The organism is Aurantimonas sp. Leaf443 (assembly GCF_001425575.1).
Taxonomy (GTDB): Bacteria; Pseudomonadota; Alphaproteobacteria; order Rhizobiales; family Rhizobiaceae; genus Leaf443.
In genome coordinates, this window is the sequence record NZ_LMRD01000003.1 from 40,785 (window position 1) to 65,700 (window position 24,916).

General features: G+C 72.3%; 15 protein-coding genes. 8 read left to right on the forward strand and 7 right to left on the reverse strand.

The window, feature by feature from the left end:
• Nucleotides 1-8: 8 nt before the first annotated feature.
• Nucleotides 9-236 (reverse strand): helix-turn-helix transcriptional regulator, encoded by a 228-nt coding sequence (locus ASG48_RS04440; RefSeq protein ID WP_162243900.1) that lies wholly within the window; start codon nucleotides 234-236, stop codon nucleotides 9-11.
• A 278-nt stretch (nucleotides 237-514) separates the two neighbouring features.
• Here ASG48_RS04440 and lhgO point away from each other — a divergent pair, with 278 nt between their 5' ends.
• The 5 genes from lhgO (at nucleotide 515) to ASG48_RS04465 (ending at nucleotide 10,933) form a co-directional block, all read left to right on the forward strand.
• Nucleotides 515-1,702 (forward strand): L-2-hydroxyglutarate oxidase, encoded by a 1,188-nt coding sequence (lhgO, locus tag ASG48_RS04445; RefSeq protein WP_055845923.1) that lies wholly within the window; start codon nucleotides 515-517, stop codon nucleotides 1,700-1,702.
• A gap of 154 nt (nucleotides 1,703-1,856) precedes the next feature.
• Nucleotides 1,857-4,574, forward strand: a complete 2,718-nt coding sequence (locus ASG48_RS04450; RefSeq protein WP_200939565.1) for a PAS domain-containing protein — start codon at nucleotides 1,857-1,859, stop codon at nucleotides 4,572-4,574.
• Nucleotides 4,575-5,111: 537 nt separating this feature from the next.
• Nucleotides 5,112-6,767: a GGDEF domain-containing phosphodiesterase gene (locus ASG48_RS04455; RefSeq protein WP_055845926.1), complete on the forward strand. Its 1,656-nt coding sequence runs from the start codon at nucleotides 5,112-5,114 to the stop codon at nucleotides 6,765-6,767.
• Between the two features lie 461 nt (nucleotides 6,768-7,228).
• The gene (locus tag ASG48_RS04460) at nucleotides 7,229-8,806 is read left to right on the forward strand and encodes a methyl-accepting chemotaxis protein (protein WP_055845929.1); all 1,578 of its coding nucleotides are present in this window, start codon (nucleotides 7,229-7,231) and stop codon (nucleotides 8,804-8,806) included.
• A 165-nt stretch (nucleotides 8,807-8,971) separates the two neighbouring features.
• Nucleotides 8,972-10,933, forward strand: coding sequence for a methyl-accepting chemotaxis protein (locus ASG48_RS04465; RefSeq protein WP_162243901.1), 1,962 nt, complete (start codon nucleotides 8,972-8,974; stop codon nucleotides 10,931-10,933).
• Between the two features lie 4 nt (nucleotides 10,934-10,937).
• Here ASG48_RS04465 and repC read toward each other — a convergent pair whose 3' ends face one another.
• The 3 genes from repC to repA form a co-directional block, all read right to left on the reverse strand.
• On the reverse strand, nucleotides 10,938-12,224 hold the full coding sequence (gene repC / locus ASG48_RS04470) for a plasmid replication protein RepC (protein WP_055845934.1): 1,287 nt from the start codon (nucleotides 12,222-12,224) through the stop codon (nucleotides 10,938-10,940).
• Between the two features lie 218 nt (nucleotides 12,225-12,442).
• Nucleotides 12,443-13,546: a plasmid partitioning protein RepB gene (gene repB / locus ASG48_RS04475; protein ID WP_055845937.1), complete on the reverse strand. Its 1,104-nt coding sequence runs from the start codon at nucleotides 13,544-13,546 to the stop codon at nucleotides 12,443-12,445.
• Between the two features lie 109 nt (nucleotides 13,547-13,655).
• The gene (repA, locus tag ASG48_RS04480) at nucleotides 13,656-14,882 is read right to left on the reverse strand and encodes a plasmid partitioning protein RepA (RefSeq protein ID WP_280137999.1); all 1,227 of its coding nucleotides are present in this window, start codon (nucleotides 14,880-14,882) and stop codon (nucleotides 13,656-13,658) included.
• A gap of 465 nt (nucleotides 14,883-15,347) precedes the next feature.
• Here repA and ASG48_RS04485 point away from each other — a divergent pair, with 465 nt between their 5' ends.
• The 3 genes from ASG48_RS04485 (at nucleotide 15,348) to ASG48_RS04495 (ending at nucleotide 22,011) form a co-directional block, all read left to right on the forward strand.
• Entirely contained in the window at nucleotides 15,348-16,970 is a 1,623-nt protein-coding gene (locus tag ASG48_RS04485) for an ABC-F family ATP-binding cassette domain-containing protein (protein WP_055845942.1), read from the forward strand.
• A 251-nt stretch (nucleotides 16,971-17,221) separates the two neighbouring features.
• Nucleotides 17,222-18,490, forward strand: a complete 1,269-nt coding sequence (locus ASG48_RS04490) for a DNA repair exonuclease (protein WP_055845946.1) — start codon at nucleotides 17,222-17,224, stop codon at nucleotides 18,488-18,490.
• A complete protein-coding gene (locus tag ASG48_RS04495) occupies nucleotides 18,490-22,011 on the forward strand; it encodes an AAA family ATPase (RefSeq protein WP_055845948.1) in 3,522 nt (1,173 codons plus the stop codon). Before ASG48_RS04490 ends, ASG48_RS04495 begins: the two co-directional genes overlap by 1 nt.
• 97 nt (nucleotides 22,012-22,108) lie before the next feature.
• Here ASG48_RS04495 and ASG48_RS04500 read toward each other — a convergent pair whose 3' ends face one another.
• From ASG48_RS04500 to ASG48_RS04510, 3 genes are read right to left on the reverse strand one after another with little or no spacing between them, the layout of a single operon-like run.
• Entirely contained in the window at nucleotides 22,109-23,092 is a 984-nt protein-coding gene (locus tag ASG48_RS04500; protein WP_082529241.1) for an OmpA family protein, read from the reverse strand.
• Nucleotides 23,079-24,329 (reverse strand): hypothetical protein, encoded by a 1,251-nt coding sequence (locus tag ASG48_RS04505; RefSeq protein WP_055845955.1) that lies wholly within the window; start codon nucleotides 24,327-24,329, stop codon nucleotides 23,079-23,081. Before ASG48_RS04505 ends, ASG48_RS04500 begins: the two co-directional genes overlap by 14 nt.
• 8 nt (nucleotides 24,330-24,337) lie before the next feature.
• A complete protein-coding gene (locus tag ASG48_RS04510) occupies nucleotides 24,338-24,823 on the reverse strand; it encodes a hypothetical protein (RefSeq protein WP_055845958.1) in 486 nt (161 codons plus the stop codon).
• Nucleotides 24,824-24,916: the final 93 nt, after the last annotated feature.

Sequence of the window (24,916 nt, forward strand, 5' to 3'; positions counted from 1 at the left end):
GCGGGCGCTCAGATCCAGCCGGCCCGCAGCGCGATGGCCACGCAATGGGCGCGCGTGCGCGCGTCCAGCCGCTTCTGGATCTCGCGGAAATGGTTGCCCACCGTGTGGTAGGCGATCCCGAGAATGATGGAGATTTCGGCCGACGTCTTGCCGTCCGCGGCCAGGGAGAGACATTCGCACTGGCGACTGGTGAGCGGATTGACGAGGGTCGACCGCACGCCAGGGGCGATGCTCACGGCAGACCTGTCCATGTCGAGGAGGGCGACGATCGCAAGCATCCTCGATCGGGCCCCGCGGCCTCTTCGTGGCAATACTTGTCGTCGGGTTGATCTCTACGTGGGACATGCCGCAGCTGTTTGTAAGGATCGCAGGCCAGAAACAGCGGAATTATTTCCTGTTGCTGCGGCTATCCGGGTCTTCGCGCCCGCTTCTTCTCGCGCCGCGCGCAAGGTGGAGACCGCGCGCCCGTTCCGGTCTATGACGGACGGAGAAGACGGGCGGGAGGCCGGTGCGGATGATCCATGACCATTGCGTCGTCGGCGGCGGCATCGTCGGCCTCGCCACGGCCCTGCGCCTCCTGGAGGCGCGGCCGGGCTCGGGCGTCGTTCTCCTGGAGAAGGAGGACCGGCTCGGCGCCCACCAGACCGGCCACAACAGCGGCGTCATCCATGCCGGCCTCTACTATCCGCCGGGCAGCCTCAAGGCCGAACTCTGCCGCAAGGGCGCGGAGGCGACCAAGGCCTTCTGCGCCGAGCACGCCATTCCCTTCGAGACCTGCGGCAAGCTCGTCGTCGCCACGACGCCCCGGGAGGTCGCGCGCATGGACGCGCTCCTGGAGCGCTCGCGCGCCAATGGCGTGGCCGTGCGCCGCATCGACGGCGACGAGCTCCTGCGGATCGAGCCGAACGTCACCGGCCTTGCCGCCCTCCTCGTGCCCTCCACCGGCATCGTCGACTATGCCGCCGTCTGCCGCGCGATGGGGGCGCAGATCGCGCGCCTCGGCGGCGAGATCCGGCTGCGCACGCGCGTCACGGCCATCGCCGAGACGGCGGGCGCGGTCGAGGTGGCGACGGAGGGCGGGAGCCTTCGCGCGCGCCGCCTCGTCGCCTGCGCCGGGCTGCAGTCGGACCGGCTCGCGGCGCTCGCGGGCCTTGCCGTCGACCACCGCATCGTGCCCTTCCGCGGCGAATACTACCGCCTCGCGCCGCGCCATGACGCGGTGGTGCGCCATCTCATCTATCCCGTGCCCGATCCCGACCTGCCCTTTCTCGGCATCCATCTCACCCGCATGATCGACGGCTCGGTGACGGTCGGGCCGAACGCGGTGGTCGGCCTGGCTCGCGAGGGCTATGCCCGCCTCTCCGTGAATCTTCGCGACGCGGCGGAGATCGCCGCCTTTCCCGGCTTCTGGCGCACGCTCGCCCGCTATCCCGGCTCAGCGGCGAGCGAGTTGCGCAACTCGCTGTCCAAGCGCGCCTATCTCGAAGCGTGCCGCAAATATTGCCCGGCGCTGGAACTCTCCGATCTCCTGCCGCACCCCGCCGGCATCCGCGCGCAGGCCGTGCGGCGCGACGGCACGCTCGTCCACGACTTCGTCTTCGCGCAGACCGAGCGCATGCTGCATGTCTGCAACGCGCCCTCCCCGGCCGCGACCTCGGCCCTGCCCATCGCCGACGCGATCCTCGCCCGTCTCGCGAAGTGACCGCCCGCGCCGCTTGAACAGGGCCGCGCCGGCGTGGAATAAGGGGCCCTACCAACCGCGTCTTACCGTCGGGTCGCATGGCAGGCAGGCTCCCTCGTCCCCTCTTCCCCCGCGCCAGGCGCGCCGCGCCCGCGCCCGCGCGAAGAGACCGGGCATGACGGCGCCCGAGACGCAAGCGCAGGGCGCCGATCCCGACCTCAGGCGCATCCGCCTCATGCTGCAGCAGATGCCCGGCTTCGTGGCGCTGCTCGCCGGGCCCGACCACCGCTACGACTATGTCAACGACGCCTATGTCGAGATCGCCGGCCCGCGCGACTATCTCGGCCGCACGGTGCGCGAAGTGCTGCCCGAGCTCGACGGCCAGGGCTTCTACGAGCTGCTCGACCGGGTCTATGCGAGCGGCGAGCCCTTCGTGGCCAGCGCTTTGCCGATCCTGATCGGGCCCGAGAAGGCCGAGCGCTTCATCGACTTCCTCTACGAGCCGATCCGCGACGCCGCAGGTTCGGTCACCGGCATCTTCGTGGGCGGCTACGACGTCACCGAGCAGGTGATCCTGGCGCGCGAGGCGGAGGAGCGCGAGCGCGAGCTGCGCACCCTCACCGACGCCCTGCCCGTGCTCGTCGCCCATCTGGACGCGCAGGAGCGCTACCGCTTCGCCAACCGCGTCTACGACGACTGGTTTCCCGGCGGGCGGGCGAGCGTCCTCGGGCGGACCGTGCGCGAGGTCGTGGGCGAGGCCGCCTATGGCGGGGTGCGCCCGCATGTGGAGGCCGCGCTCGCCGGACGCCACGTGCGCTTCGAGCAGGCCATGCCCTACGAGACGACCGAGGCGCGCCACGTCTCGGTCGATTACGTGCCGCGCGTCACCGCGCAAGGGGCCGTGGAGGGCTTCTACGCGCTGGTGCAGGATGTGACCGCCGCCAAGCGCGCCGAGGCGGCGCTGCGCGAGAGCGAGGAGCGCTACCGCACGCTCTTCGGCGCCATCGACGTCGGCTTCTGCATCGTGGAGATGAAGTTCGACGGGCAGGGGCGCGCCGTCGACTACCGCCTCGCCGAGATCAACCCCGCCTTCGAGCGCCAGACCGGGCTCTACGGCGCGGCGGGCCGATGGGTGAGCGAGGCCGCGCCCGGCCTCGAGCGCCACTGGTTCGACCTCTATGGCGAGGTGGCGCGCAGCGGCCGTCCGATCCGCTTCGAGAACCATGCCGAGCCCTTCGGCCGCTGGTACGACGTGCACGCCTTCCGCACCGGCGCGCCCGAGCTGAACCGCGTCGCCATCCTCTTCAACGACATCACCGACCGGCGCCGCGCCGAGGACGGGCTGCGCGATCTCGCCGGCACGCTGGAAGGCGAGGTCGCCGCGCGCACGGCCGAGATCGACCGCATGTGGGCGACCGCGCCCGACCTCATGATGGTGCTCGACTTCGACGGCGTGGTGCGGCGCGTGAACCCGGCCTGGACGGCGCTGCTCGGCTACGCGCCGCAGGAGATCGTCGGCCATCCCCTCGCGCGCTTCGTGGCGCCGCAGGATCGCGGCCAGGCGCTCGGCGCCTTCGCGGCGGACGCGTCGGGCAGCGCGCGCGCCGAGAGCCGCTATCTCCACAAGGACGGCTCGCAGCGCTGGATCGCCTGGACGGCGGCGCCCGCCGGCGGCATGACCTATGCCACCGGCCGCGACATGACGCAGGAGCGCGAGCGCGCCGCCGAGCTCGACCGCGCCCAGGAGGCGCTGCGCCAGTCGCAGAAGATGGAGGCCGTGGGCCAGCTCACCGGCGGCCTCGCGCACGACTTCAACAACCTCCTCGCCGGCATTTCCGGGAGCCTCGAGATGATCGAGACACGCATCGCGCAGGGGCGCGGCGAGGAGATCGGCCGCTACGTGGCCGGCGCGCAAGGGGCGGCGCGGCGCGCGGCCGCCCTCACCCACCGCCTCCTCGCCTTCTCGCGCCGCCAGACGCTGGAGCCCAAGCCCACCGACGTCGACCGGCTGGTCGCGGGGATGGAGGAGCTCGTGCGCCGCACCGTCGGCCCGCAGGTGAGCGTTTCCGTGGCCGTCACGCCCGGCCTCTGGCCGACGCTGGTCGACCCGAACCAGCTGGAGAACGCGCTCCTGAACCTTTGCATCAACGCCCGCGACGCCATGCCGGACGGCGGGCGCATCGCCATCGAGACCGCCAATGTCTCGCTTTGCGAGCGCGAGGCGCGCGCGCGCGACCTGCCCGCCGGCGACTACGTGAAGCTGCGCGTCTGCGACACCGGCACGGGCATGACCCCGGACGTGATGGCGCGCGCCTTCGACCCGTTCTTCACCACCAAGCCGATCGGCATGGGCACGGGGCTCGGCCTCTCGATGATCTACGGTTTCGCGCGCCAGTCCGGCGGGCAGGTGCGCATCGAATCGGCGCCGGGCAACGGCACCTGCGTCAACCTCACCCTGCCGCGCCACCATGGCGAGGCCGCGCCCGAGGCGGCGCCCGAGCCGGCCCGCGTAACGCGCGAGCCGACGCGCCGCACCGTCCTCGTCGTCGACGACGAGCCGCTGGTGCGCATGCTGGTCGTGGACGTGGTGGAGGAGCTGGGCTACGCCGCGCTCGAGGCCGGGGACGGCCCGCAGGCGCTCGGCGTCCTGCGCGGCCCGGAGGCGATCGACCTCCTCGTCACCGATGTCGGCCTGCCCAACGGCATGAACGGGCGCCAGGTCGCCGACGCCGCCCGCGAGCTGCGCCCCGGCCTGAAGGTGCTCTTCGTCACCGGCTATGCCGAGACCTCGGTGCTCGCCGAGGGCGACCTCGACACGGGCATGCAGGTCGTCACCAAGCCGTTCGACATGACCACCCTCGCCGCCCGCATCCGCACGATGACGGCGGGATAAGGGGCGGGCGGCCGGTCGGCGCGCCGCACGCGGGACGCGTGCCCTGGCCGCCGCCCTCCGCGACAGGCCGGGCGCCGCCGCTCCGGCGGGACGGGACGCGGCCAACCAGCCACCACAGGTTGTTCACGCCCGCGGGCGGAAGGGCGAAGGGCGAGCCGCCCCCGGATCGGCGCGGCGCGACCATGGCCGCCTCGGACCTCCTGCGCGCCGCGGCCCGGCCGGATCATAGTAATTCAAACTTATCGTCTGCCGGACTGTCGTTTATTCCGCAACTTTCGGATGAAACTGAAAGACTTCTTTGCACGTTTTGAAGGCGTTCGAGCGGGTCTTCCGCGTTGTCATGTCGCATTCATACTATGGAAATTCGTTTCAATCATAGTTTGTATCAGGACGACCTTTTCCGACCGGCATCATGACGATGACGACCCAACAACTAAGCTTGACGACTAATCGGTTTTGCTTTGCAATGCCGGGCCGCAGCGGCGTCCGGGCACCGCTTCGCGCCGTGTCGCTGCCAGCTTCCACGCGAACCCGGTCATGATCCAGTCCCAGATCCGTCTCCGCTTCCGCCGTCTGGCCGAGAGCCTCCCCGACGCCGTGGTCATCGTCGACAAGGCCGGGCGCGTCCTGTTCTGGAACGCGGGCGCCGAAGCGCTTTTCGGCCATCGCACCAAGGAGGCCCGCGCGCTGCATTTCCTCGATCTCGCCGACCTGCGCGAGGGCGAGGCGGACGAGCCCTTCGCGACCGTGATGGACCGGCTCGCCGGCGCCTGGCGCAGGACCGAGGCGCGGACGCGCGGCGGCGAGCGCCGGCTTGTCGAACTGTCGCTCGCGCGCTGGCAGGCGGACGGGGTGCCCCTCTACGGCGCGATCTTCCGCGAGGTCTCCCATTGCTGCAGCGCGGACGCCGAGCCGCCCCTCGCGCTGTCCCGCGACGCGCTGACGGGGCTCGCCGACCGCGCGGCGATGCGCCGGCTGCTCGAGGAGGCGCTGGCGCAGGGCGAGGTCGGCGTTCTCCTCGTCGATCTCGACGGGTTCAAGCTCGTCAACGACACGCTCGGCCATGCGGCGGGCGACGCGGTGCTGCGCGAGGCCGCCGCCCGCCTCCTCGGGGCCGTGCGCCTGCAGGACTGCGCCGCGCGCATCGGCGCCGACGAGTTCGTCGTGCTCCTGCCCGGCTGCTGCGAGGCCGAGCACGGCGCCGCCGTCGCCGCGCGCGTGGTGGCCGCGATGGAGATGCCCTTCTCGGTCGGGGAGCGCCTGGTGCATATCGGGGCGAGCGTCGGCCTCGCGCTGGCGCCGCTCCACGCCGGCGCCGCCGACGAGATCCTGCGCTGCGCGGATCTGGCGGTCCGCAAGGCCAAGACCGGCGGGCGCCACCGCTACCGCCTCTACGATCCCTCGCTGCGCATCCCCGTGGCCGAGCGCCAGCGCTTCGTGCACGAGTTCCATCGCGCTCTGGAGAACGAGGAATTCGTCCTCCACTACCAGCCGCAGCTGCGCCTGCGCGACCGCCGGCTCGTGGGCGCCGAGGCGCTGATCCGCTGGAACCACCCGACGCTCGGCCTTCTGCCGCCCGGCGCCTTCCTGCCCGCGCTCCTGTCCGGCCCCCACGCGGTGGCCATGAGCGACTGGGTGCTCGACGCCGCCTGCCGCCAGGCCGTGACCTGGCTGGAGCGGGCGGGCCCCGAGTTCCGCATGGGCGTCAATGCCTGCCTGACGCGCCTTCGCTCGGGCGACATCGCCGACACGACGCTGGAGCTTCTGGCCCGCCTCGGCCTGCCGGCGCGCAATCTCGAGCTGGAGATCACCGAAGACGCCGTCCTCTCGCGCGAGGAGGCCTCGCTCGCGGCCCTGCGCCAGCTGCGCCAGGCCGGGGTCGGCATCGCCTTCGACGATTTCGGCACCGGCTACGCCTCGCTCAGCCTGCTGGAGGACTTTCCCCTCACCCGCGTGAAGATCGACCGCTCCTTCGTGCAGAAACTGTCGAAGGCGCCGGACGTGCCGGTGGTGCGGGCCATCCTGCAGCTCGCCGCCGGCTTCGGGCTGGAGGTGATCGCCGAGGGCGTGGAGACGCAGGACCAGCTCGAGCGCCTGCGCCTCATGGGCTGCGCCGAAGGCCAGGGCTATCTCTTCGGCCGCCCCGTCCCGGCCCGCGACTTCGCCGACGCCTGGCTGCGCACCAGGGCCTGAGGGGCGACCGGGCGCCATGCTCACCCATGTGGTTCTCCATGGCGCCGTTGACCGCGGCGAAGTGGGTCGCATTCTGTCGCAGATCGGGGCCGCGATCCCCCGGGACACGTTCCCCGTCTTCCTCCACCGGTCGGAGCCGACGCGCCGCGAGGCGCAAGCGAGAATGCCGGTCCCGGCCTGACGACGGGTTCCCCCGGCGGTGTTCGCTCGAAAAGCTCCCGCGCCCCGAAGCCGAGCGCAGAACGCTCTGCGTGCCGAGCCCGGCACGGCCGCGCCCTTGCCGTCCGATTCAACCCTGAAAGCGCGCGAGGCGGCGGGGGACAACAACCCGGCATCGGCGCCCCGGCAAAGGTCTTATCGAGACGACAATATCAACGGTATGATCTGACGTCCCATATTGAATGTTCGTCTTATCAATTCAGCCTAAAGGTTCGGCCACAGGATTTTCCGAGGGACGAATCATGAAGATATCCCACTCTCTCGCCGCGTTCGGCGTGGTCGTCGCGGTCAGTTTCGCCGGCGCGATCGCACTTCAGGCGGTTGCGCTGCAGGCCCTTCGCATCAACGGTCCCGCCTACGAGACGATCGTCGCCGGCAAGGACGTGATCGCCGACACGGCGCCGCCCCCGCTCTACGTCGTCGAGGCCTATGCCCTGGCACTGGAGGCGACGGGCAACCGCGAGCCCCTGGACGTGGACCCGACGAAGCTCGAGGGCCTGCGCGCCGCCTATGCCGCGCGGCTCGCCCACTGGTCCCGCTCGACCCTTCCCGCCGAACTGAAAACCGCGCTCGAGGACGATGTCGGGCGCAGCGGTGCCGCGTTCTGGTCGCGCCTCGACGCGCTTCTCTCCGGCCTCGGGACGCAGAGCGAGGAACGCAGGCGCGCCGAGACGGCGGCGCTGCAGGACGCGTTCCACGCGCACGACACGGCCGTGCGCGCCTTCGTGGAGCGGTCCGCCGCCTTCCTGCAGGCGCAGGAGCGCGAGGCCGCCCGGCGCAGCGCCCTCTTCAACCGGCTGTGCCTCGCGGCGGGACTGGCCTCCTTCGTCCTTCTCGTCGCCGGTCTGATCTGGTTCCACCGCCGGGCCGTGCGCCCCCTCGGCCTCACCGTGCGGCAGATGGAGACTCTGGCGAACGGCGATTTCCGGCAGGAGACGCTGGGCGTTCACCGGCCCGACGAGATCGGCAGCCTCTCGCGCTCGATGGAGAGGATGCGCACCACGATCTCCGCCTCGCTCGCCGTCATCAAGCGCTCCGCCGATCAGGTGAGCGGCGGATCGGGCCAGTCGGCCGACACGGCCGAGCAGCTGTCGTCGGGCTCCTCCGAGCAGGCCGCGGCCTCCGAACAGGCCTCGGCCGCCATGGAGGAGATGACCGCCAATATCCGCCAGAACGCCGACAACGCCGCCCAGACCCGGACGATGGCGCAGCTCGCCAATGCCAGCGCGGAGAAGTCCGGCCTCGCCGTCACGAGCGCGGTCGAGGCCATGCGCACCATCATGGACCGCATCCGGGTGGTCGAGGAGATCGCCCGCCAGACCGATCTCCTGGCGCTGAACGCGGCCATCGAGGCGGCCCGCGCCGGCGGTCACGGCAAGGGTTTCGCGGTGGTGGCGGCGGAGGTCCGCAAGCTCGCCGAGCGCTCCCGCCGCGCCGCGCAGGACATCGCCGACCTTTCGGGCTCGACGCTCGCCGCCTCCGAGGAGGCGGGCCGCATGCTGACGGCCCTCGTCCCCGAGATAAGGCGCACGGCCGAACTCGTCTCGGAAATCTCCTCGGCCTGCCGCGAACAGACGGTCGGGGTCGAGCAGATCAACCAGGCCATCCAGCAGCTCGACCAGGTGACGCAGGCCAATGCGGGCGCCGCCAACGAGATGGCCGCGACCTCCGAGCAGCTCTCGACGGAGGCGCGGCACCTGAACCACCAGATCGGCGGCTTCCGCCTCGGTTCGGGAGACGCGGGCGCCCCGGCCCGGTCCGCCGATGCGGCGCCGGGCCTGCGAGGCGCACGGAACGCGGCGATGGCGCAGGCCGCCTGATCGCGGGCGTCCCCTTGGCTCGGCGCCATGGGACCCCCTGGCGACCGGCCTTCAGGATCGGTCAACCCTTCCCCGCAATTCCCGCCCTGCGTGTGGCGTGATCCCGCTTCCTTAAGGACTTCCCGCTAGGGTCCGGGGGCTCACGAAGAGGGTGTTGCCATGCGGATGACGATCAAGAGGCGCCTTGCCGCCGGTTTCGGCGCGGTCCTGGCGCTTTCGGCGGCGGCGGGCGTCTACGGCGTCGTCAGCCTCGGCACGGTCAACGCGCAGCTCTCGGCCTTCGTCGAAAAGCCCTATGCGCAGACGCGCCTGTCCGGCGGTTTCTATTCCGACGTGCAGGGCCTGCGCGTCCTCATGAACGGGCTCATCCACGACACGGGCGCGGCCGGGCAGGCGGAAGGGCGCCAGAGGCTCGACGCGGCGGTGGAGAAGATCCGGGGCGACCTCAAGCGCTTCCAGGCCAATTCCGAGGCGCAGGACGCCGCCCAGCAGGCCGAGATCCAGGCGATGGAAAAGGCGCTGACCATGTGGCGCCAGAAGGCGCTCTTCGCCCTCAACCTCGCCGCCAAGGCCAAGAGCAACAGCGAGAGCGCCTTCTTCGGCCGCGAGCTCGACCCCTCGGCCGAGAAGATCGGCGCGGTCCTCGCCGCCGCCGAGAAGAGCGCCGCGCAAACCGGCGACGAGGCGCTCGCGCGCGCCTCGATCACGGTCCAGGCCCGCCTGTCGCAGCTCCTCTTCCAGGTCAGCGCCTTCTCGCGCAGCGGCGAGCCGACGGCCAAGGCCAAGCTCGCCAAGCGCATCGCCGAACTCGACAAGCTGACGGCCGCCTTCGCCGCGACGCTGACCGGAACGCCCGGCACCGCCGCCGGCGAGGCGGCCGTCGTCACCGACGGCTGGAAGACGATGCGCCTGGCCGTCCGCTCTTTCCTGGAGCGCGACGGCTCCACGCTCTCGGCCGCCTCCGTCATCGAGACGACCGAGATGCAGCCGCTCGTCATGGGCATGACGCAGTCGATCGACCGGCTGGTGGCGATCGAGGCCGCCCATGGCAGCGCCATGCAGGAGACGGCGGACGCCGTCTTCTCCAGGACCCGGCTCGGCCTCGTCGGCATCGTTCTGGCCGCGACGCTTCTCGGCACGCTGGCGGCGGCCTCGATCGCCCGCTCCATCGGCGGCGGCCTGAAGCTCCTCGGCACCCATGTCGCGCGGATCGGCACGGGCGACATCTCCAGCCCCCTCGCCCATACGCGCCGCGACGAGATCGGCGACCTTCTCGACCAGCTCGGCGCCATGCGCGCGACGCTCGCCGACATCGTTGCCGGGCTCCTGCGCTCCTCCGGCGAGGTTGCCTCGGGTGCCGCCCTTTCGGCCACCACCGCCGAGCAGCTCTCGGAAGGCTCCGGCCAGCAGGCGACCGCCACCGGCCAGGCCTCGGCCGCCGTCGAGGAGATGACGGCGAATGTGCGCCAGAACGCCGACAACGCCGCCCAGACCGAAACGATCGCCGGCGATCTCAGCGCCGCCGCGCAGAAGAGCGGGGAGGCGGTCGCCGAGTCCGTCTCGGCCATGCGCGAGATCGCCGAGAAGATCACCATCGTGCAGGAGATCGCCCGCCAGACCGACCTCCTGGCGTTGAATGCGGCCATAGAGGCGGCGCGCGCCGGCAGCCACGGCAAGGGTTTCGCGGTGGTGGCCTCCGAGGTGCGAAAGCTCGCCGAACGCTCCGCGCTCGCCGCCGCCGAGATCGGCACCCTGTCGGTCCGGACGCTGGACGCCTCGCGCAAGGCGGGCGAGCGGCTGGAGGGGCTGATCCCGAACGTGCGCCGCACCGCCGAGCTCGTCTCGGAGATCTCGGCGGCCTGCCGCGAGCAGGCGGTCGGCATCGAGCAGATCAACCAGTCGATCCAGCGCCTCGACCAGGTGACCCATTCCAACGAGGCGGCCGCCGGCTCGATGTCGGCGACCGCCGACGAGCTCGCCCGCGAGGCGAGCGCCCTGCGCGAGCGCGCCGACTTCTTCAAGCTGGAGACCCGCCCCGCCACCGCCGCCGAGGCGGCGCCGGCAAGCGCGGCGCCCTCGGCCCTGCCCGCCCCCGTGGAGGAGATCGCGCGCCGCCGCGCGGCCTGACCGCTCATTCCAGCGCCCGCAGCATCGGCTCGACGCGGAAGGCGCCGGCGGCGGCCTTGCGCGTCAGGCTGCGCAGATAGCCGCCCGGCGAGGTGATGCGCTCGGCGCGCTGCAGGATGCAGGCGACGACGGTCGCGGCCTGCGCCTCGCCCATGGCCGCGACGGCCCGCGCCCAGGCATCCTGCGAGATGCCGAGAAAGCCGCGCACGAGCTGGGCGACGGTGACGAGGTCGCGCCAGTCCCGCATCGGCTGCAGCGCATAGGCCGTGATGTCCGGGCAGAGCCTGAGGACGGTGGCAAGGTCGAAACCCGCGCCCCGCGTCTCGGGCGCCCGGCGCAGACGCGGGGCGTCCCCTCCGCCACCGCCTCGCGCCGCGTCCGGCACCCGCCCGACCTCGACCCCGTCGGGCTCGGCCTCGGCCCCTTCTCCATGTCTGTGGCCGTTGGATTCAGTGGATGGGTCTGGCTTTGAATTCTGATGGTGGCGCTCGCTGCGAGCGTCATTGGCGCTCATTTCCTTCTCTTCGAGCGCATCGAGATAGGCCGTCTCCACCTCGGCACGCAGGCGCACGAGCTCCGCTTCCAGGGCTTCCAGCCGCTCGAGCGAAGCCTTGGCGCAGCGCTCCAGAACGGCGCGCGACAGGCGCGCGAGATAGCCCGCCCAGTCGCCCCGCCGATCCTCGGCCAGGGCGGCCTCCACGACCTTGCGGATGTCGCGGCGGTGGATGGAGATCGCCGAGCGCAGGCGCCGCGCGGCCGCGGCCACGCGCCGCTCGGCCTCGGCCGCCTCGAAGATGGCACCGGCGGCCAGCGCCAGCGGCGAGAGGTCGAAGCCGAAGGCCTCCCCTTCCCCGCCGGTCTCGTCGCGGCGGCGGAAGCGCTTGCCATTGGGACTGTCGCGGCGAAGGACGAGGCCGGCGCCGACAAGGGCGGCCAGATGCCGGCGCAGCGTCGCCGGGGCCATGGCGCGGGTGCGCAGCGCGAGTTCGCGGTTGGAGGGAAAGACGATGGCCGGAGCCGAGCCGTCGATCTCCTTGCCCGGCTGGAAGGAGAGGAGCGCCTCCAGGACGCAGATCGTGCGATCGGACAGGGCGAAGCGCTCGCGCGCCTGCGACAGCGCGCGCAACAGCTGCCACTTGTCGGCGACGCGTCCGTCGTTGCCGTTCGCGGCGCCCGCCTTGCGGCCGCGCGCCATCGCCTCCTGCCGCTCGCGCAGCCGCTTCTCCGCCACCATCGCGGCAGCCGAGATCAGCCTCGCGCCGAAGGGCGAGCTCCAATCGTTCCCGGTCATGGTTCGTACCCCGGAACCGAGGCAAAGCGGGGCCGTGGCCGGAACGCGTCCGCACCTTGACAGGGGCAGCCGGAAATGATTCTTTCGGATTGCTACATCGAGAAAGAGGCTTCCGGGCGGGAACGTTCAGGGGGCCTTTTTTTCGTCCTCGATTTCCTTCCTTTCCTGGCTCGTTGCACGGGTTCTGCGGTCCGGCCGGGTCGCGGCCGGGATGGGTGTCAGCCGCCGCCCCGGCGCGCCGCCTCGAAGGCGGCGTGAAGCGCGGGCAGTTCGGCGGCGACGAAATCGGCGAAGTCGGTCGCGGTCAGCTCGATCGTCGCGCTCTTCTTGGAGCGGCGCAGCGTGCCGAGGCGCGCCCCGTCCGGCAGCGTCAGGGGCGCGCCCTGGGGCGAGTCCGCGCCGCGCGGCGAGAGGCGGGTGAAGAGGCGCGTGAAGCGCTCGTCGCTCGGCGCGTTCAGGAAGCGGGAGAGCCCCATCTCGTCCTGCGCCTTCGCGATGTTCGCCTCGCCCTTCAGGAGTTCGGCCAGCGCCATCCAGCGCGGGCGCCCGGCGCGCGGCGCCGGGCCTATGGCCTGCGCGATATGCAGCGGGATCATCTCGGCCACCTGCAGGAGGCGCGTCATCTCCGTCTTGTGGACGCCGAGCGCGGCCTCCACCGTGCGCCGCTCGAAGCCGCGCTCCAGGAGCGCCCGGCAGAACAGCGCGCGTTCGATGAAGGAGAGGTCGCGCCGCTCGGAATTCTCCTTGCCCTGCGCGAGCACCAGCTCCTCGTCGGTAAGCCGGCGCACCACGGCGCGCACGGGCCGCCCGAGCGCGGCACAGGCCGCGATGCGCCGGTGCCCGTAGGCCGCCTGGTAGCGCCCGGCCTTCGCCTTCTCGGCCTCGGGATGGGGCCGCACGAGCACGGGCACTTCCTGCCCGCCCTCGGCGATCGAGGCCTTCAGCGTCTCGAAACGCTCGTCGCCCGCGCCCGCCCGGCTCAGCCGGTCGGCGACGAAGGCGGGCTCGATAAGGGCGGGGTCGATCTCCACCACATGCTCGCCGCGCGCCAGCGTCTCGCGCAGGCCCCGCGCCTCCTCCGCCCCGCCGCGCAGCGAGCCGAGGGCGAGGCCCATCGCCTTCACCGCGCCCGAGGTCGCGCGTTCGGCCGCGGCGCCAGGCGCGGCGACGCGCGGCGCGGCCGTGCCCTCGGGCGCGGTGCCGCCCTCGCCGCTCTCCGGCGGCGGCGGCGCCCCGTCCTCGCCCGCCCGCGCGGATCCGGTCTCCGGTGCCGGCGCCCCGCCCATGAGGAGGGCCTTCAACTCGTCCTTGCGCCGGCTCATGCCCTGCCCCCCTGCCGTCTCGACCGGGCATCAGTCTCGCCCGGCCCGACGATGCGGGGAAAACTCGGCGAAAAATCCGGCGCGCGGCGGAGCGCGCGAGGGTCCGTCCTCATGCCGCGCGCCCCCAGGCCTGCGTGACCAGGGCCTCGATCTCGTCGTTGACAGCTGTCAACGCCTCCATGGCACGGTCGTAGGTGAGACGGGAAAAGTTTTCGCGCCCGACCTCGTAGAGCGTCTGCTTGGTGAGGCCGGCATCGGAGACGGCGGTGGATTTCAGCATCGGATTGGTGAGGACGCGCGTGCCGAACTGGGCGCGCAGGAAGCCGGCGATCTGGGCCTGCGGCCCGTCATGGGGCTCGTAGCGGGTGACGAGATAGCGCAGGAAATCGAAATTCAGCGTCGCGCCCGCCTCGCGCACCACACTGAGGAGGTCGGAGGTCATGAACAGGAACTGGCTCATCGAGGCGACGTCGAGCATCTGGGGATGCACGGTGACGAGGACGGAGGTCGCCGCGCACAGGGCCCCGAGCGTGAGGAAGCCGAGCTGCGGCGGGCAGTCGAGGACGACGACGTCGTAGCGCTCGGCGACCTCGGCGATCGCCTCCTGCACGCGGGCGAAGAAGGGCGTGCCCTCCGTGCCCTCGGCGCCCGCCAGATGCCGGGGCGTGGCGTGCTCGAACTCCTGGAGTTCGAGATTGCCGGGCACGAGGTCGAGCCCGTCGAAATAGGTCGGGCGGATGATCGAGCCCATCGGCACGCGCCGCTCGTCGTAGCGGATGGCGCCGTAGAGCGTGTCGTTGCCGGTGAGGTCGAGCTCGGGCTGGTAGCCGAGAAGCGCGGAGAAGGAGGCCTGCGGGTCGAGGTCGATGGCGAGCGTGCGATAGCCCTTCAGCGCGAAATGCTGGCCGAGATGGGCCGCCGTCGTCGTCTTGCCCGAGCCGCCCTTGAAATTGGTGACGGCGATGACCTGCAGGTGCTCGCCCGCCGCCTCGTCGCGCCATTTGAGATATTGGCGCGCCTTGGGGCTGCCCGGCTCGTGCTGGGCGGCGAGGTGCCGGCGCAGGGCGTTGATGTCGGCGAGCGTGTAGGATCTGCGCCCGGCGGCGTTGATCTCGGGCTGCGGCCCCTCCCCCGAGATCGAGAGCTGGCGCAGATAGCCGTCGGAGACCCCGATCAGCTTGGCCGCCTCGCCGGAGGTGAAGGAGCGCAGCGTCTTGAAGGCGGAGGGCGGAAACAGGCGCTGGCGCATGGCCGAGAGCTGGCTCGACAGGAGCCGCGCGTCCTCGGCGATCTGCTCGTCGGCCGGCAGCGTGCCGCGCGCCGTCTTGTCCCTCACCTGCAAAGTCGCGTTCCCATCCTGTCCTGCGAGCACGGCGCCGTCTCCTGTCCTTCGTCTCGCAGAAAGACTAGAGACCCGGACTTGCGCCGACCTCGCGCCAGTTACGCTTCCCGCCGCTGACACGCCGCTCCCGCGTAGATGACACTGTTGCGAGCCCGCAGGCCGAGAGTCAAGCGAGTCGGGGGCCGTCGGCCTCCCCGTCGGGAGGGCACGAGAGGGATCGCGGCCACCGGCCGGGTTCGCCGCTGCCGTCCCGCCTCGACGGCGCCGGTTCGCCTTCGCATCTTGCCCCTATCCGGCGCCGGGGCGCAAAGGGGGACGAGGGCCGAGCCGCCACGGGCAAGGGCGGCGGCGCCCGCACATCGGCAAAACGGCCGCCCCGGCGCCGCGGCCCCTTGCGCGGCGGCGGGCGGGATGGTTTGAGGCCCCTTTCTCCTCCGGCCGACCTGGAATCCCCCCGACATGATCCGCCTCGAGAGCATCGGCAAGCAGAACGGCAAGCAGATCGTCTTCATCGAGGCGTCGGCCGCCCTCCAGCGCGGCGAGAAGGTCGGTCTGGTCGGCCCGAACGGGGCCGGCAAGACGACGCTGTTCCGCATGATCACCGGAGAGGACCTTCCGGACGAGGGCCAGGTCTCGGTCGATCGCGGCGTGACCATCGGCTATTTCAGCCAGGATGTCGGCGACATGGCGGGCCGCAGCGCGGTGGTCGAGGTGATGGACGGCGTCGGGCCGGTCAGCGCGCTGGCCGCCGAGATGGCGGCGCTGGAGGCGGCCATGGCCGACCCCGCGCGCGCGCACGAGATGGACGACATCATCGCCCGCTACGGCGACGTGCAGGGCCGGTTCGACGAACTCGACGGCTATGCGCTGGACGGGCGCGCCCGCGAGGTGCTGGACGGGCTCGGCTTCAGCCAGGCGATGATGGACGACGACGTGGCCAAGCTGTCGGGCGGCTGGAAGATGCGCGTGGCGCTGGCCAGGATCCTGCTCATGCGCCCCGACATCATGCTCCTCGACGAGCCCTCGAACCATCTCGACATCGAGAGCCTGATCTGGCTCGAAACCTTTCTCAAGGGGTTCGACGGCGCCCTCCTGATGACCTCGCACGACCGCGAGTTCATGAACCGCATCGTGACCAAGATCATCGAGATCGACGGCGGCGCGCTGACCTCCTATTCGGGCACCTACGAGTTCTACCGCCAGCAGCGCGCCATCGCGGAGGTGCAGCAGCAGGCGCAGTTCGAGCGCCAGCAGGCGATGCTGGCCAAGGAAGTCGCCTTCATCGAGCGTTTCAAGGCGCGCGCCAGCCATGCCGCGCAGGTGCAGAGCCGTGTGAAGAAGCTCGACAAGATCGAGCGCGTCGAGCCGCCCAAGCGCCAGCAGACGGTGCGCTTCGAGTTCCAGCCGGCGCCGCGCTCGGGCGAGGACGTGGCGACCGTCAAGGGCGTCAGCAAGCGCTACGGCGAGCGCGTCATCTACGACGCGCTCGACTTCCAGGTGCGCCGGCGCGAGCGCTGGTGCGTGATGGGCGTGAACGGGGCCGGCAAGTCGACGCTGCTCAAGCTGATCGCCGGCGCCTCGGAGCCCGATACGGGCACGGTGACGCGCGGGCCGAGCGTGAAGCTCGGCTATTTCGCCCAGCATTCGATGGAGATGCTCGACGGCGATCGCACGGTGCTGCAATGGCTGGAGGACAGTTTCCCGCAGGCCGGCCAGGCCCCCTTGCGGGCGCTGGCCGGCTGCTTCGGCTTCACCGGCGACGAGGTCGAGAAGAAATGCCGCGTGCTTTCGGGCGGCGAGAAGGCGCGGCTCGTCATGGCGCGGATGCTGTTCGATCCGCCGAACTTCCTCGTCCTCGACGAGCCGACCAACCATCTGGACATCGCCACCAAGCAGATGCTGGTCGAGGCGCTCTCGCGCTTCGAGGGCGCCATGCTCTTCGTCAGCCACGACCGCCATTTCCTGGCCGCGCTCTCCAACCGCGTGCTGGAGCTGACGCCGGAGGGCCCGCATCTCTACGGCGGCGGCTATGTCGACTATGTCGAGCGCACCGGCCAGGAAGCGCCGGGCCTGCGCAACTAGGCAGCGGCCGACGACCGGGATCCGGACCCGCCGGCGCGCGCCCGGCCGGTCCCGGCGGCCAGGACGCAAGAGAGGCCTGACGCCGTCGTCCCGTCCCGGCGCGCGGTCCCTCTCCCCGACGCGCCGCCGAAGTTGACAGCTGTCAACTCCGCCCATCGCGCCGCCCTGCCCGGCGCCCGAGTTGACAGCTGTCAACTCCGGCGGCCCATCCCCGCGATGTTCAACCCCGCGCGCCGGTGCTAGGACGCGGCATGGCCTTCCGCTTCGTCCACACCGCCGATCTCCATCTCGATTCCCCGCTCCGCTCGCTCTCGCTGCGCAACCCCGACCTCGCCGCGCTGATCGGCGACGCCAGCCGCGCGGCGCTGACCGCGATCGTCGATCTCTGCCTTGCCGAGCGGGTCGACGCGCTGCTCCTGGCGGGCGATCTCTACGACGGCGACCAGACCTCCATGAAGACGGCGCGCTTCCTCGCCGCGGAACTGGCGCGGCTGGACGCGGCGGGCATCTCGACCTTCCAGGTGCGCGGCAATCACGACGCCCTGTCGCGGCTGACGCGCGAACTCGTGCTGCCGCCGAGCGTCACGGTCTTCGGCGAGAAGCCGGGCCTGGTGCGGCTGGCCGCGGGCGGGCTGGAGATCGCCGTGCACGGCATCAGCTTCTCCAGGCCCGAGGCGCCCGAAAGCCTCCTGCCGCGCTTTGCCGCCCCGCTCGAGGGCGCGGTCAATATCGGCCTTCTCCATACCAGCCTCGGCGGCACGCCGGGCCACGACATCTACGCCCCCTGCAGCCCCGCCGAGCTCCATGCCACGGGCTTCCGCTACTGGGCGCTCGGCCATATCCACCAGCGCGCGGTGCTGGAGGGCGCGGCGACGATCGTCATGCCCGGCATTCCGCAGGGGCGCGACATCAACGAGGCCGGCGAGAAGAGCGTCTCGCTCGTCACGCTGAGCGACGACGGCGCCGTCCGCGTCGAGGCCCGCCGCACCAGCGTCGCCGAATTCGCGCGCGTGCCCGTCGACGTCTCGGGCCTGGAGACGCGGGGCGCGGCGGTGGACGCGATCGGACGGGCGCTGGAGGCGGCGCGCGCCGATGCCGCCTCGCCCCATCTCGTCGCCCGGCTCGCGCTTCGCGGCGCGACGCCGCTCTCCTTCGCGCTGCGCCGCGATGCCGACCTTCTCCTCCAGGACGCGGACCTGCGCGCCGGCGGCATCGGCGGCATCTGGGTGGAGAAGCTCGGCGTCGAGACGCGCGACGCTCGCGCGGGCTCTTCGGGCGCCAGCGCCGATCCCGTCGCCGAGCTCGGCGCCCTCATGCGCGGTGAGATCGCCGGCGACCACGGGCTGCGCGACGCGGTGCGGCGCCTCGCCCGCGAGACGATCGACGACCTGCCGCCCGAATTGCGGGGCCTTGCCGGGGAGGACGAGGCCGGGTTCGAGGCCTTCGTGGCCGAGCTTCTGGAAGAGGGCGGGCAGGACGTGCTCGCCCGCCTTGCCGCCGCCGGCACGGAGCCCGCCTGATGCGCCTTTCCCGCCTCGACCTCACGCGCTACGGCAAGTTCACCGGGCGCTGCATCGACTTCGGCGCGCGCCCGGCCGAAGGCGCCGACCTCCATGTCGTCTACGGGCTGAACGAAGCCGGCAAGTCGACCGCGCTCAACGCCACGCTCGACCTTCTCTTCGGCATCGAGCACGCCTCGAAATACAATTTCCTCCACGCCTATCCCACGATGGAAGTGGGCGCGGCGATCGAGCTCGGCGGCGCGCTGCACGAGCTGGTGCGCCTGAAGCGCAAGCCCGGCACGGCCTCGCTCTTCACCCGCGATCTCGCCCCCGCCAACGAGGCGCTGATCGCCGGCGCGCTGTCGGGCCTCGGGCGCGAGGCCTATCGCACCATGTTCTGCCTCGACGACGAGACGCTGGAGGAGGGCGGCAACGCCATCCTCCAGAGCCGCGGCGATCTGGGCGAACTCCTGTTCTCCGCCAGCGCCGGGCTCGCCCATATCGGCGCGGCGCTGGCACGAAGCGCCGAGGAGGCGGACGGGCTCTACCGGAAGCGCGGCCGCACCACCGAGATCGCGCTCCTCAAGGGCCGGCTGGTCGAGCTGAAGGCCCGGCGCGAGGCCATCGACATGGCCGCCTCGCGCCATTCGGCCCTCGTGCAGGAGGCGAGCCGCGCGCGCGCCGCCTATGATGCGGCCATGGCCGAGCGCGGCCGCCTCGCCGCCGATCTCGACCGGGCGCGGCGCCTCGTCAGAGCCGCCCCGCTCGCCGAGCGCTGGCGCGCCGAGCGCGCGCGCCTGGCGGCGTTCGATTCCCTGCCGCGCCCGCCCGAGGCCTGGGCGCGCGAGTTTCCCGCCGTGCTGGAGGCGCAGACGCGCCTCACCACCCGGCTGGAGGCGTCCGAGGCCCGGCGCGCCGAACTCGAGGCGCAGATCGCGGGTCTTTCGCCGGACGCGGCGGTGCTGGCGCTCGGCACCGAGATCCGCGCGCTGCGCGAGGCGATGGGCAGCTATATCAAGACCGAGGCCGACCTGCCGCGCCGCCATGCGGCCGCCGCCGAACTCGAGGACCGCCTCGCCTCCATCCTCGCCGGCCTCGGGCAGCCGGGACATGGCGAACCCGAAACGCTCCTCCTGCCCGCCGAGATCGCCGGCACGCTGCGCGGCTTCCTCGAACAGCGCTCGGGCGTCGAGACGCGCGCGCAAAGCGCCGAGCGCGAGCTGACGCTGGCCGGCGAGGCGCTGGCGGCCCTGCGGCGCGAGGCCCCGCAGGCAGGCGAGGAGACAGGCCCGGACGAGGCGGCGCTGCAAGCGCTTGACGCCACGCTCCAGCGCCTGCGCCGCTCCAGCGCGGCGGCGCGCTGGCGGCTGGAGAGCGAGGCCCTGCCGAAGGCCGAGCGCCGCGCCCGCGAGGCGCTGCGGGCGGTGGACGGGTTCGAGGGCACGGCGGCGGACCTGGCCGCGCTCGCCCTGCCGGACGCGCGCCGCCTCGACGACTGGCGCCGCCGCCTGACCGAGCTCGAACGCCAGCGCGCTGCCCATGCCGGAAAGGCCGCCGAGGCCCGGTCGCGCCATGCCGAGGCCGCCGCGCGCCTTGCCGCGCTGCGCCGCAGCGCCGGCGCCCTGTCCGACGAGGAGGCGGCGCAGGTGCGCGCCGCCCGCAACGCCGCCTGGCACCGCCACCGCGCGCGGCTCGACGGCGAGAGCGCCGAGGCCTTCGCCGAAGCGCTCGCGGCCGACGACCGCATCGCCGAGACGCGGCTCGCGCGCCTGCGCGATCTCGAAGAACTACGCCAGCTCAGCATTTCGGTCGAAGGCGCCGAGGCCGCGCTCGGCGCCGAGACGGGACGCCTGTCGGAGATCGAGGCCGAACGCCGCGCGCTGGAGGCCGAGATCGCCGCCCGCGCGCCCTTCGCGCCCGCCGCGGCGGGGGAGGGGAGGGGGGAGGACCTCCTGGAGGCCCTTGCGCATCTGGCCGAGCGCCGCGCGCGCGCGCTGGAATACGGGGCCGCCCTCGAGGAGACGCGCGAGAGGATGGCGCAGGCCGAGACCGAGATCGGCCGCGATCTGGAGGATCTCTCCGCCGCGCTCGCGCGCTGCGCGCCTTCGGCCGCGTCAGGGATGGCGCAGGCGCAGGCGCTCCCCGCGCTGGAGCGCCTGACGGAGGAGGCCGAGGCGGTTCTCGCGCACAGGCGCTCCGAGCGGGACGCGGCGAAGACCTCCGCCCGCCGGCTCGCCGAGGCCGAGGCCGCGCTCGCCCGGCGCCGGCGCGAGCGGCACGAGGCCGAGAGCGCGCTCGCGCGCTGGCAGGAGGCGTTCGCGGCGGCGCTCGCCGGGCGCTGGATCGACGCGGCGCTTCCCGTCGGCGCGGTGCGCGAGATTCTCGACCGCCTCGGCGATCTCGCCGCCGTGCTCGGCCAGCGCGACGAGATGCGCCACCGTATCGAGACCATGGAGGGCGACCAGAGACGGCTGCGCGCCGCGCTCGGCGATCTCCGGCATCGGCTCGGCGAGGGCGCCGACACGCGGGCGGAGGCGGGGGAGGGGAGTCCGGTCGGCCCGCTCGCCGATCTCGCCGCGCGGCTGGAACGCGCGGAGGCGGAGGCCGCGCGCCTTGCCGAGCGGCGCGCGGAGCTGGAGCGCGAAAACGCCGCCGAACGCAGCCTTCGCGAGGAGGCGCGCGCGGTGGAGGCGGCGGGCGGACGCATGCGCGCCTTCTTCGGCGCCGGGACGCTGGCCGAGGTCGGCGCGGCGCTGGAGCGGGCGCAGGAGCGCGCGCGCCTCGAGGCCCGGCTCGCCGAGACGGGCGAGGCCCTCGCCGCCGCGCTGCAGGCCCCGGAACCCGAGGCGGCGATGGCGATGCTGGAAGGCGTCGATGTCGAGGAGACGACCCGCGCGGCGCAGGAGCTTGCCGCCCGCCACGAGGATCTCGACGGCGCGACGCGCGAGCGCTTCGCCGAGATGACGCGGGCGGGCGACGCCCTGGCCTCGATCGGGGGCGACGACGCGGTGGCGCGCCTGCAGGTGGAGCGCCAGACCGTGCTCCTCCAGATCGAGGAGGCGGCGATGCGCCATCTGCGCCTTCGCGCCGGCACGCTTCTGGCCGAGGAGGCGCTGCGCCGCTACCGCGACCGCCACCGCTCCACCATGATGGGGCGCGCGTCGGAGGCCTTCGCCTCCATGACGCGCGGCGCCTATGGCGGGCTCTCGGCCCGGCCCGAGAAGGACCGCGAGACGCTGATCGGCCTTGCCGCCGACGGAACGGCGAAGCTCGCCACCGACATGTCGAAGGGCACGCGCTTCCAGCTCTACCTCGCCCTGCGCCTTGCCGGCTACGAGGAATTCGCCGCCACGCGCCCGCCCGTGCCGTTCCTGGCCGACGACATCATGGAGACCTTCGACGAGCCCCGCTCCCAGGAGGTCCTGCGCCTCCTCGCGCAGATGGCCCGCACGGGGCAGGTGGTCTACTTCACCCACCACCGCCATCTCTGCGACATGGCCCGCGAGGTCGAACCCGGCGTGCGCATCCACGAACTGTGAGGGGAATGGCCGCCGATCCGCGGCGCGCATTCTCCTGCGTATGTGCACGCCCGAGCGGCGCGGCCCCTCCGCGCCGGCGCTCTCGACCCGCGAGGCGCTACCGCACCAGCGGCACGACGATCTTGTCGCGGCTGATCTTGATGGGGATGCGCTGGCGCTCGATCTCGACGACCTGGCGCTCGGCGGTCTTCTCGACGCTGGTGCGGGTCATGTCCTTCTCGATGGACTGCGTGCGCAGGTCGAGATCGACGATGGCCTTGGCATAGTCCTTCTCGACGGTCATGCGCTCGACGAGGAACTGCAGCGCGCGGCGGCAGTCGCCGGGCGTGCCGTCGGGGCCGGGGGCGAGGCACGGGCCGCTCTGGCGGCGGATCTCGGCGACGAGCGCCTCGGGGCGGGCGCCGAAGAGGAATTCCACGCGCCGGTTGCGCGCGCGCTCGCGCGCCGTGCCGTTGCCGGCGACGGGCAGGTGCTCGCCGAAGCTGACGCGGTAGATCGCGGCCTGATAGATGCCGCGCCGCAGGAGCCCGGAGGCGACCTGATCGGCGCGGGCGAGGCCCAGCGCCATGTTCTCCTCCTCCGGCCCCTGCGCGTCCGTGTGCCCGCCGACGAAGAGGACGACGTCCGGCGGCTCCTTCTTCAGGCTCGCCGCGATCGCGTCGAATACGCGATAGGCCTCGGGCCGAACGAGGTCGCTGCCCGAGTCGAAGAACACGTCCTGGTCGGCGACGACGCGCAGGACCGGGATGTCGGCGGGAAAATCCGCCAGCCCGTGCTCGGCGGGCGAGATGCGGTCCTCGTGGAAGGCGAACCCGGCCTGACCGGCGGCGAGGCGCTTCAGCCGCGCCATGCGGTCGCGGTGTTCCAGATCCACCGTCTCCCAGGGCTGCGACAGGCAGGGCAGGCCTGGCGCCGCAGCGCTCGCGCATTGCGCCAGCGCCGGGCGCTCACCGGCAAGGGCGAGGAGGGCGCAGACCGCGAACGCGGCGGCGCAGGGGCGGGGGCGGGCGGCGCGCTGCAGGCGGGCGCGGGCGAGGAAGGCGAGGGGGCGCGCGAGGGGTCCCGTGTCAGAAGGCGCCATTCTTCACCCGCTGCAGCGTGAAGGAGAGGCTGTCGCCGACCACTTCGAAGAGGCAGATCTCGTCGGAGGTGCGCCCCGTCAGGGTCTCGCCCTCCACCGTGAAGGCGAGGTCGCGGAAGCCGCCGAAGGGGATCCAGGCGTCGCATTGGGGCCTCGGATCGGGCGTCTCCTTCCAGACCTGCGCGAAGACCTTGTCGCCGATGAAGGTGCAGCGGTCCTCGCTCTCGCAGTTGAGCAGGCCCTCGAAGGGCGAGAACAGGGTGCGGGTGGACTGTTCCTCGATCCAGGACATGACGACCGAGCCGTTGCGGTCCCTGGCGAGGCGCATGCGGATGGGGAACTCGCCGACCGAGGGGTAGACGATCGTGCCCTGGAAGACGGAGGACGCGACGGGCACCGCGTTGGCCGAGAGCGCGCCGCCGATGCCCGCGATCGTCTTCAGCTGGCCCTTGGAGGCGAGGAAGAAGGATTTCAGATAGGCCGCCTGCGCCTCGCCCGCGGCGGTGCCGGCGTCGAAGAGATGCACCTCGGCGCGCTGCAGGTCGAAGCCGGCGCGCTCGGCCGCCATGCGCCCGCTGGCATGGGCGTCCTCGCCCGATCCCGCCGCCGTCTCGTAGAGCGAGAGGTCGGTGAGGAGGACGAGGCGCGGCAGGCCGTTTTCCAGCGTGAAGCCGCGCGTGCGCAGCAGCGAGCGCACGAGCCCGCCCTCGGGGAAGGGCGCGGGCGCGGCGGGGCCGATGCGCGCGCGCGTCACCCCCTCCATCAGCGCCAGCGTGGCGGCGCGGGTGAACCCCTCGGCGCTCTTCTCCTGCAGACTGCGCCAGTCGCGGCCGAAGAAGCGGTCCATCGCGCCCGTCTCCGCGTCCCGCCGGCTCGCCTCCTCGGCCGCCACGAGCGGCAGGCAGCCGGAGAAGAGGACGGTGAGGCCCGAGCCGTCGGCATTGGCGATGGCGACGGTGAGGCGCTCGCGCGCGTCCATCAGCTGCAGGATGGCGGGGGAGGCGGCGTCGAAATATTGCGCGGCGAAGCGGCGCCAGGCCTTGTTCTGCGGCGCCGGCCCCTCGGCCGTGTCGGGCACGACGAGCGCGCCGTCGATCACGAGGAGCGTCTGGCGCAGCGAGAGCGGCCCTTGCGCGGGGCTGCAGCTCTCCTCCAGCGGCCCGGCCGCGGCGGGGCCGGCGGCGGCGGCGGCGGCGAGCAGCGCGAGGAGCGCCGTGAGCGCGAGGATCGGGCGCATGGGGGCCTTCAGAGATAGTTGAGGCGGAAGGGGCGGGCGGCGTACTGGTCGGGCGTCAGGCGCTCGGCCTCGCCCTCGGCGAGCTCGGGCCGCGTCTCGAACGTGGCGCCGCTGCCGCGCAGGGCGTCGACGAGGCGCATGCGGTAGGCCTCCAGCACCGAGAGGACGCGCGCGTCCTGCTGGCGCAGCCGCGCGAAGACCTCGCGCCCCTCGCGCATCTCGGCATTGTTCTGCAGCATCTCGTGCTTGCGGCGCGCCTGTTCCACCGCCTTCTCGCCGCTCGCCTCGATGCGCTGGAACTCGCCGCGCAGCGGCTTCTGGATCTTCTCGCGGCTGGCATGCATGCGCGCCTCGGCGCGGCGCTTGTCGGTGAGGGCCTGCGGATAGTGGTGGTCCTCGTCATGGGCGAGATAGGCGAGCAGCACGCCCACGATCCACACGACGAGATTGCCGATCATCGAGCCGCCGATGATGGTGAAGGTGTTGATTTCCACTGAGAGCTGACCCAGGCAGCTTCGGTTTTTCCATCGAGAATTGACCCATGTTTGAACTCGTCTCCACGCCATCGGTGCGGGGACATCGGAGTG

Excerpts from the sequence above, each read along its gene's own strand:
- ASG48_RS04505 (WP_055845955.1), bottom strand. The coding sequence starts at position 24,329 with ATGCGCCCGATCCTCGCGCTCACGGCGCTCCTCGCGCTGCTCGCCGCC.
- ASG48_RS04500 (WP_082529241.1), bottom strand. The coding sequence starts at position 23,092 with ATGGCGCCTTCTGACACGGGACCCCTCGCGCGCCCCCTCGCCTTCCTC.
- repC (WP_055845934.1), bottom strand. The coding sequence starts at position 12,224 with ATGACCGGGAACGATTGGAGCTCGCCCTTCGGCGCGAGGCTGATCTCG.
- lhgO (WP_055845923.1), top strand. The coding sequence starts at position 515 with ATGATCCATGACCATTGCGTCGTCGGCGGCGGCATCGTCGGCCTCGCC.
- ASG48_RS04490 (WP_055845946.1), top strand. The coding sequence starts at position 17,222 with ATGGCCTTCCGCTTCGTCCACACCGCCGATCTCCATCTCGATTCCCCG.
- ASG48_RS04495 (WP_055845948.1), top strand. The coding sequence starts at position 18,490 with ATGCGCCTTTCCCGCCTCGACCTCACGCGCTACGGCAAGTTCACCGGG.
- repB (WP_055845937.1), bottom strand. The coding sequence starts at position 13,546 with ATGAGCCGGCGCAAGGACGAGTTGAAGGCCCTCCTCATGGGCGGGGCG.
- ASG48_RS04485 (WP_055845942.1), top strand. The coding sequence starts at position 15,348 with ATGATCCGCCTCGAGAGCATCGGCAAGCAGAACGGCAAGCAGATCGTC.
- ASG48_RS04450 (WP_200939565.1), top strand. The coding sequence starts at position 1,857 with ATGACGGCGCCCGAGACGCAAGCGCAGGGCGCCGATCCCGACCTCAGG.
- ASG48_RS04460 (WP_055845929.1), top strand. The coding sequence starts at position 7,229 with ATGAAGATATCCCACTCTCTCGCCGCGTTCGGCGTGGTCGTCGCGGTC.
- ASG48_RS04455 (WP_055845926.1), top strand. The coding sequence starts at position 5,112 with ATGATCCAGTCCCAGATCCGTCTCCGCTTCCGCCGTCTGGCCGAGAGC.
- ASG48_RS04465 (WP_162243901.1), top strand. The coding sequence starts at position 8,972 with ATGACGATCAAGAGGCGCCTTGCCGCCGGTTTCGGCGCGGTCCTGGCG.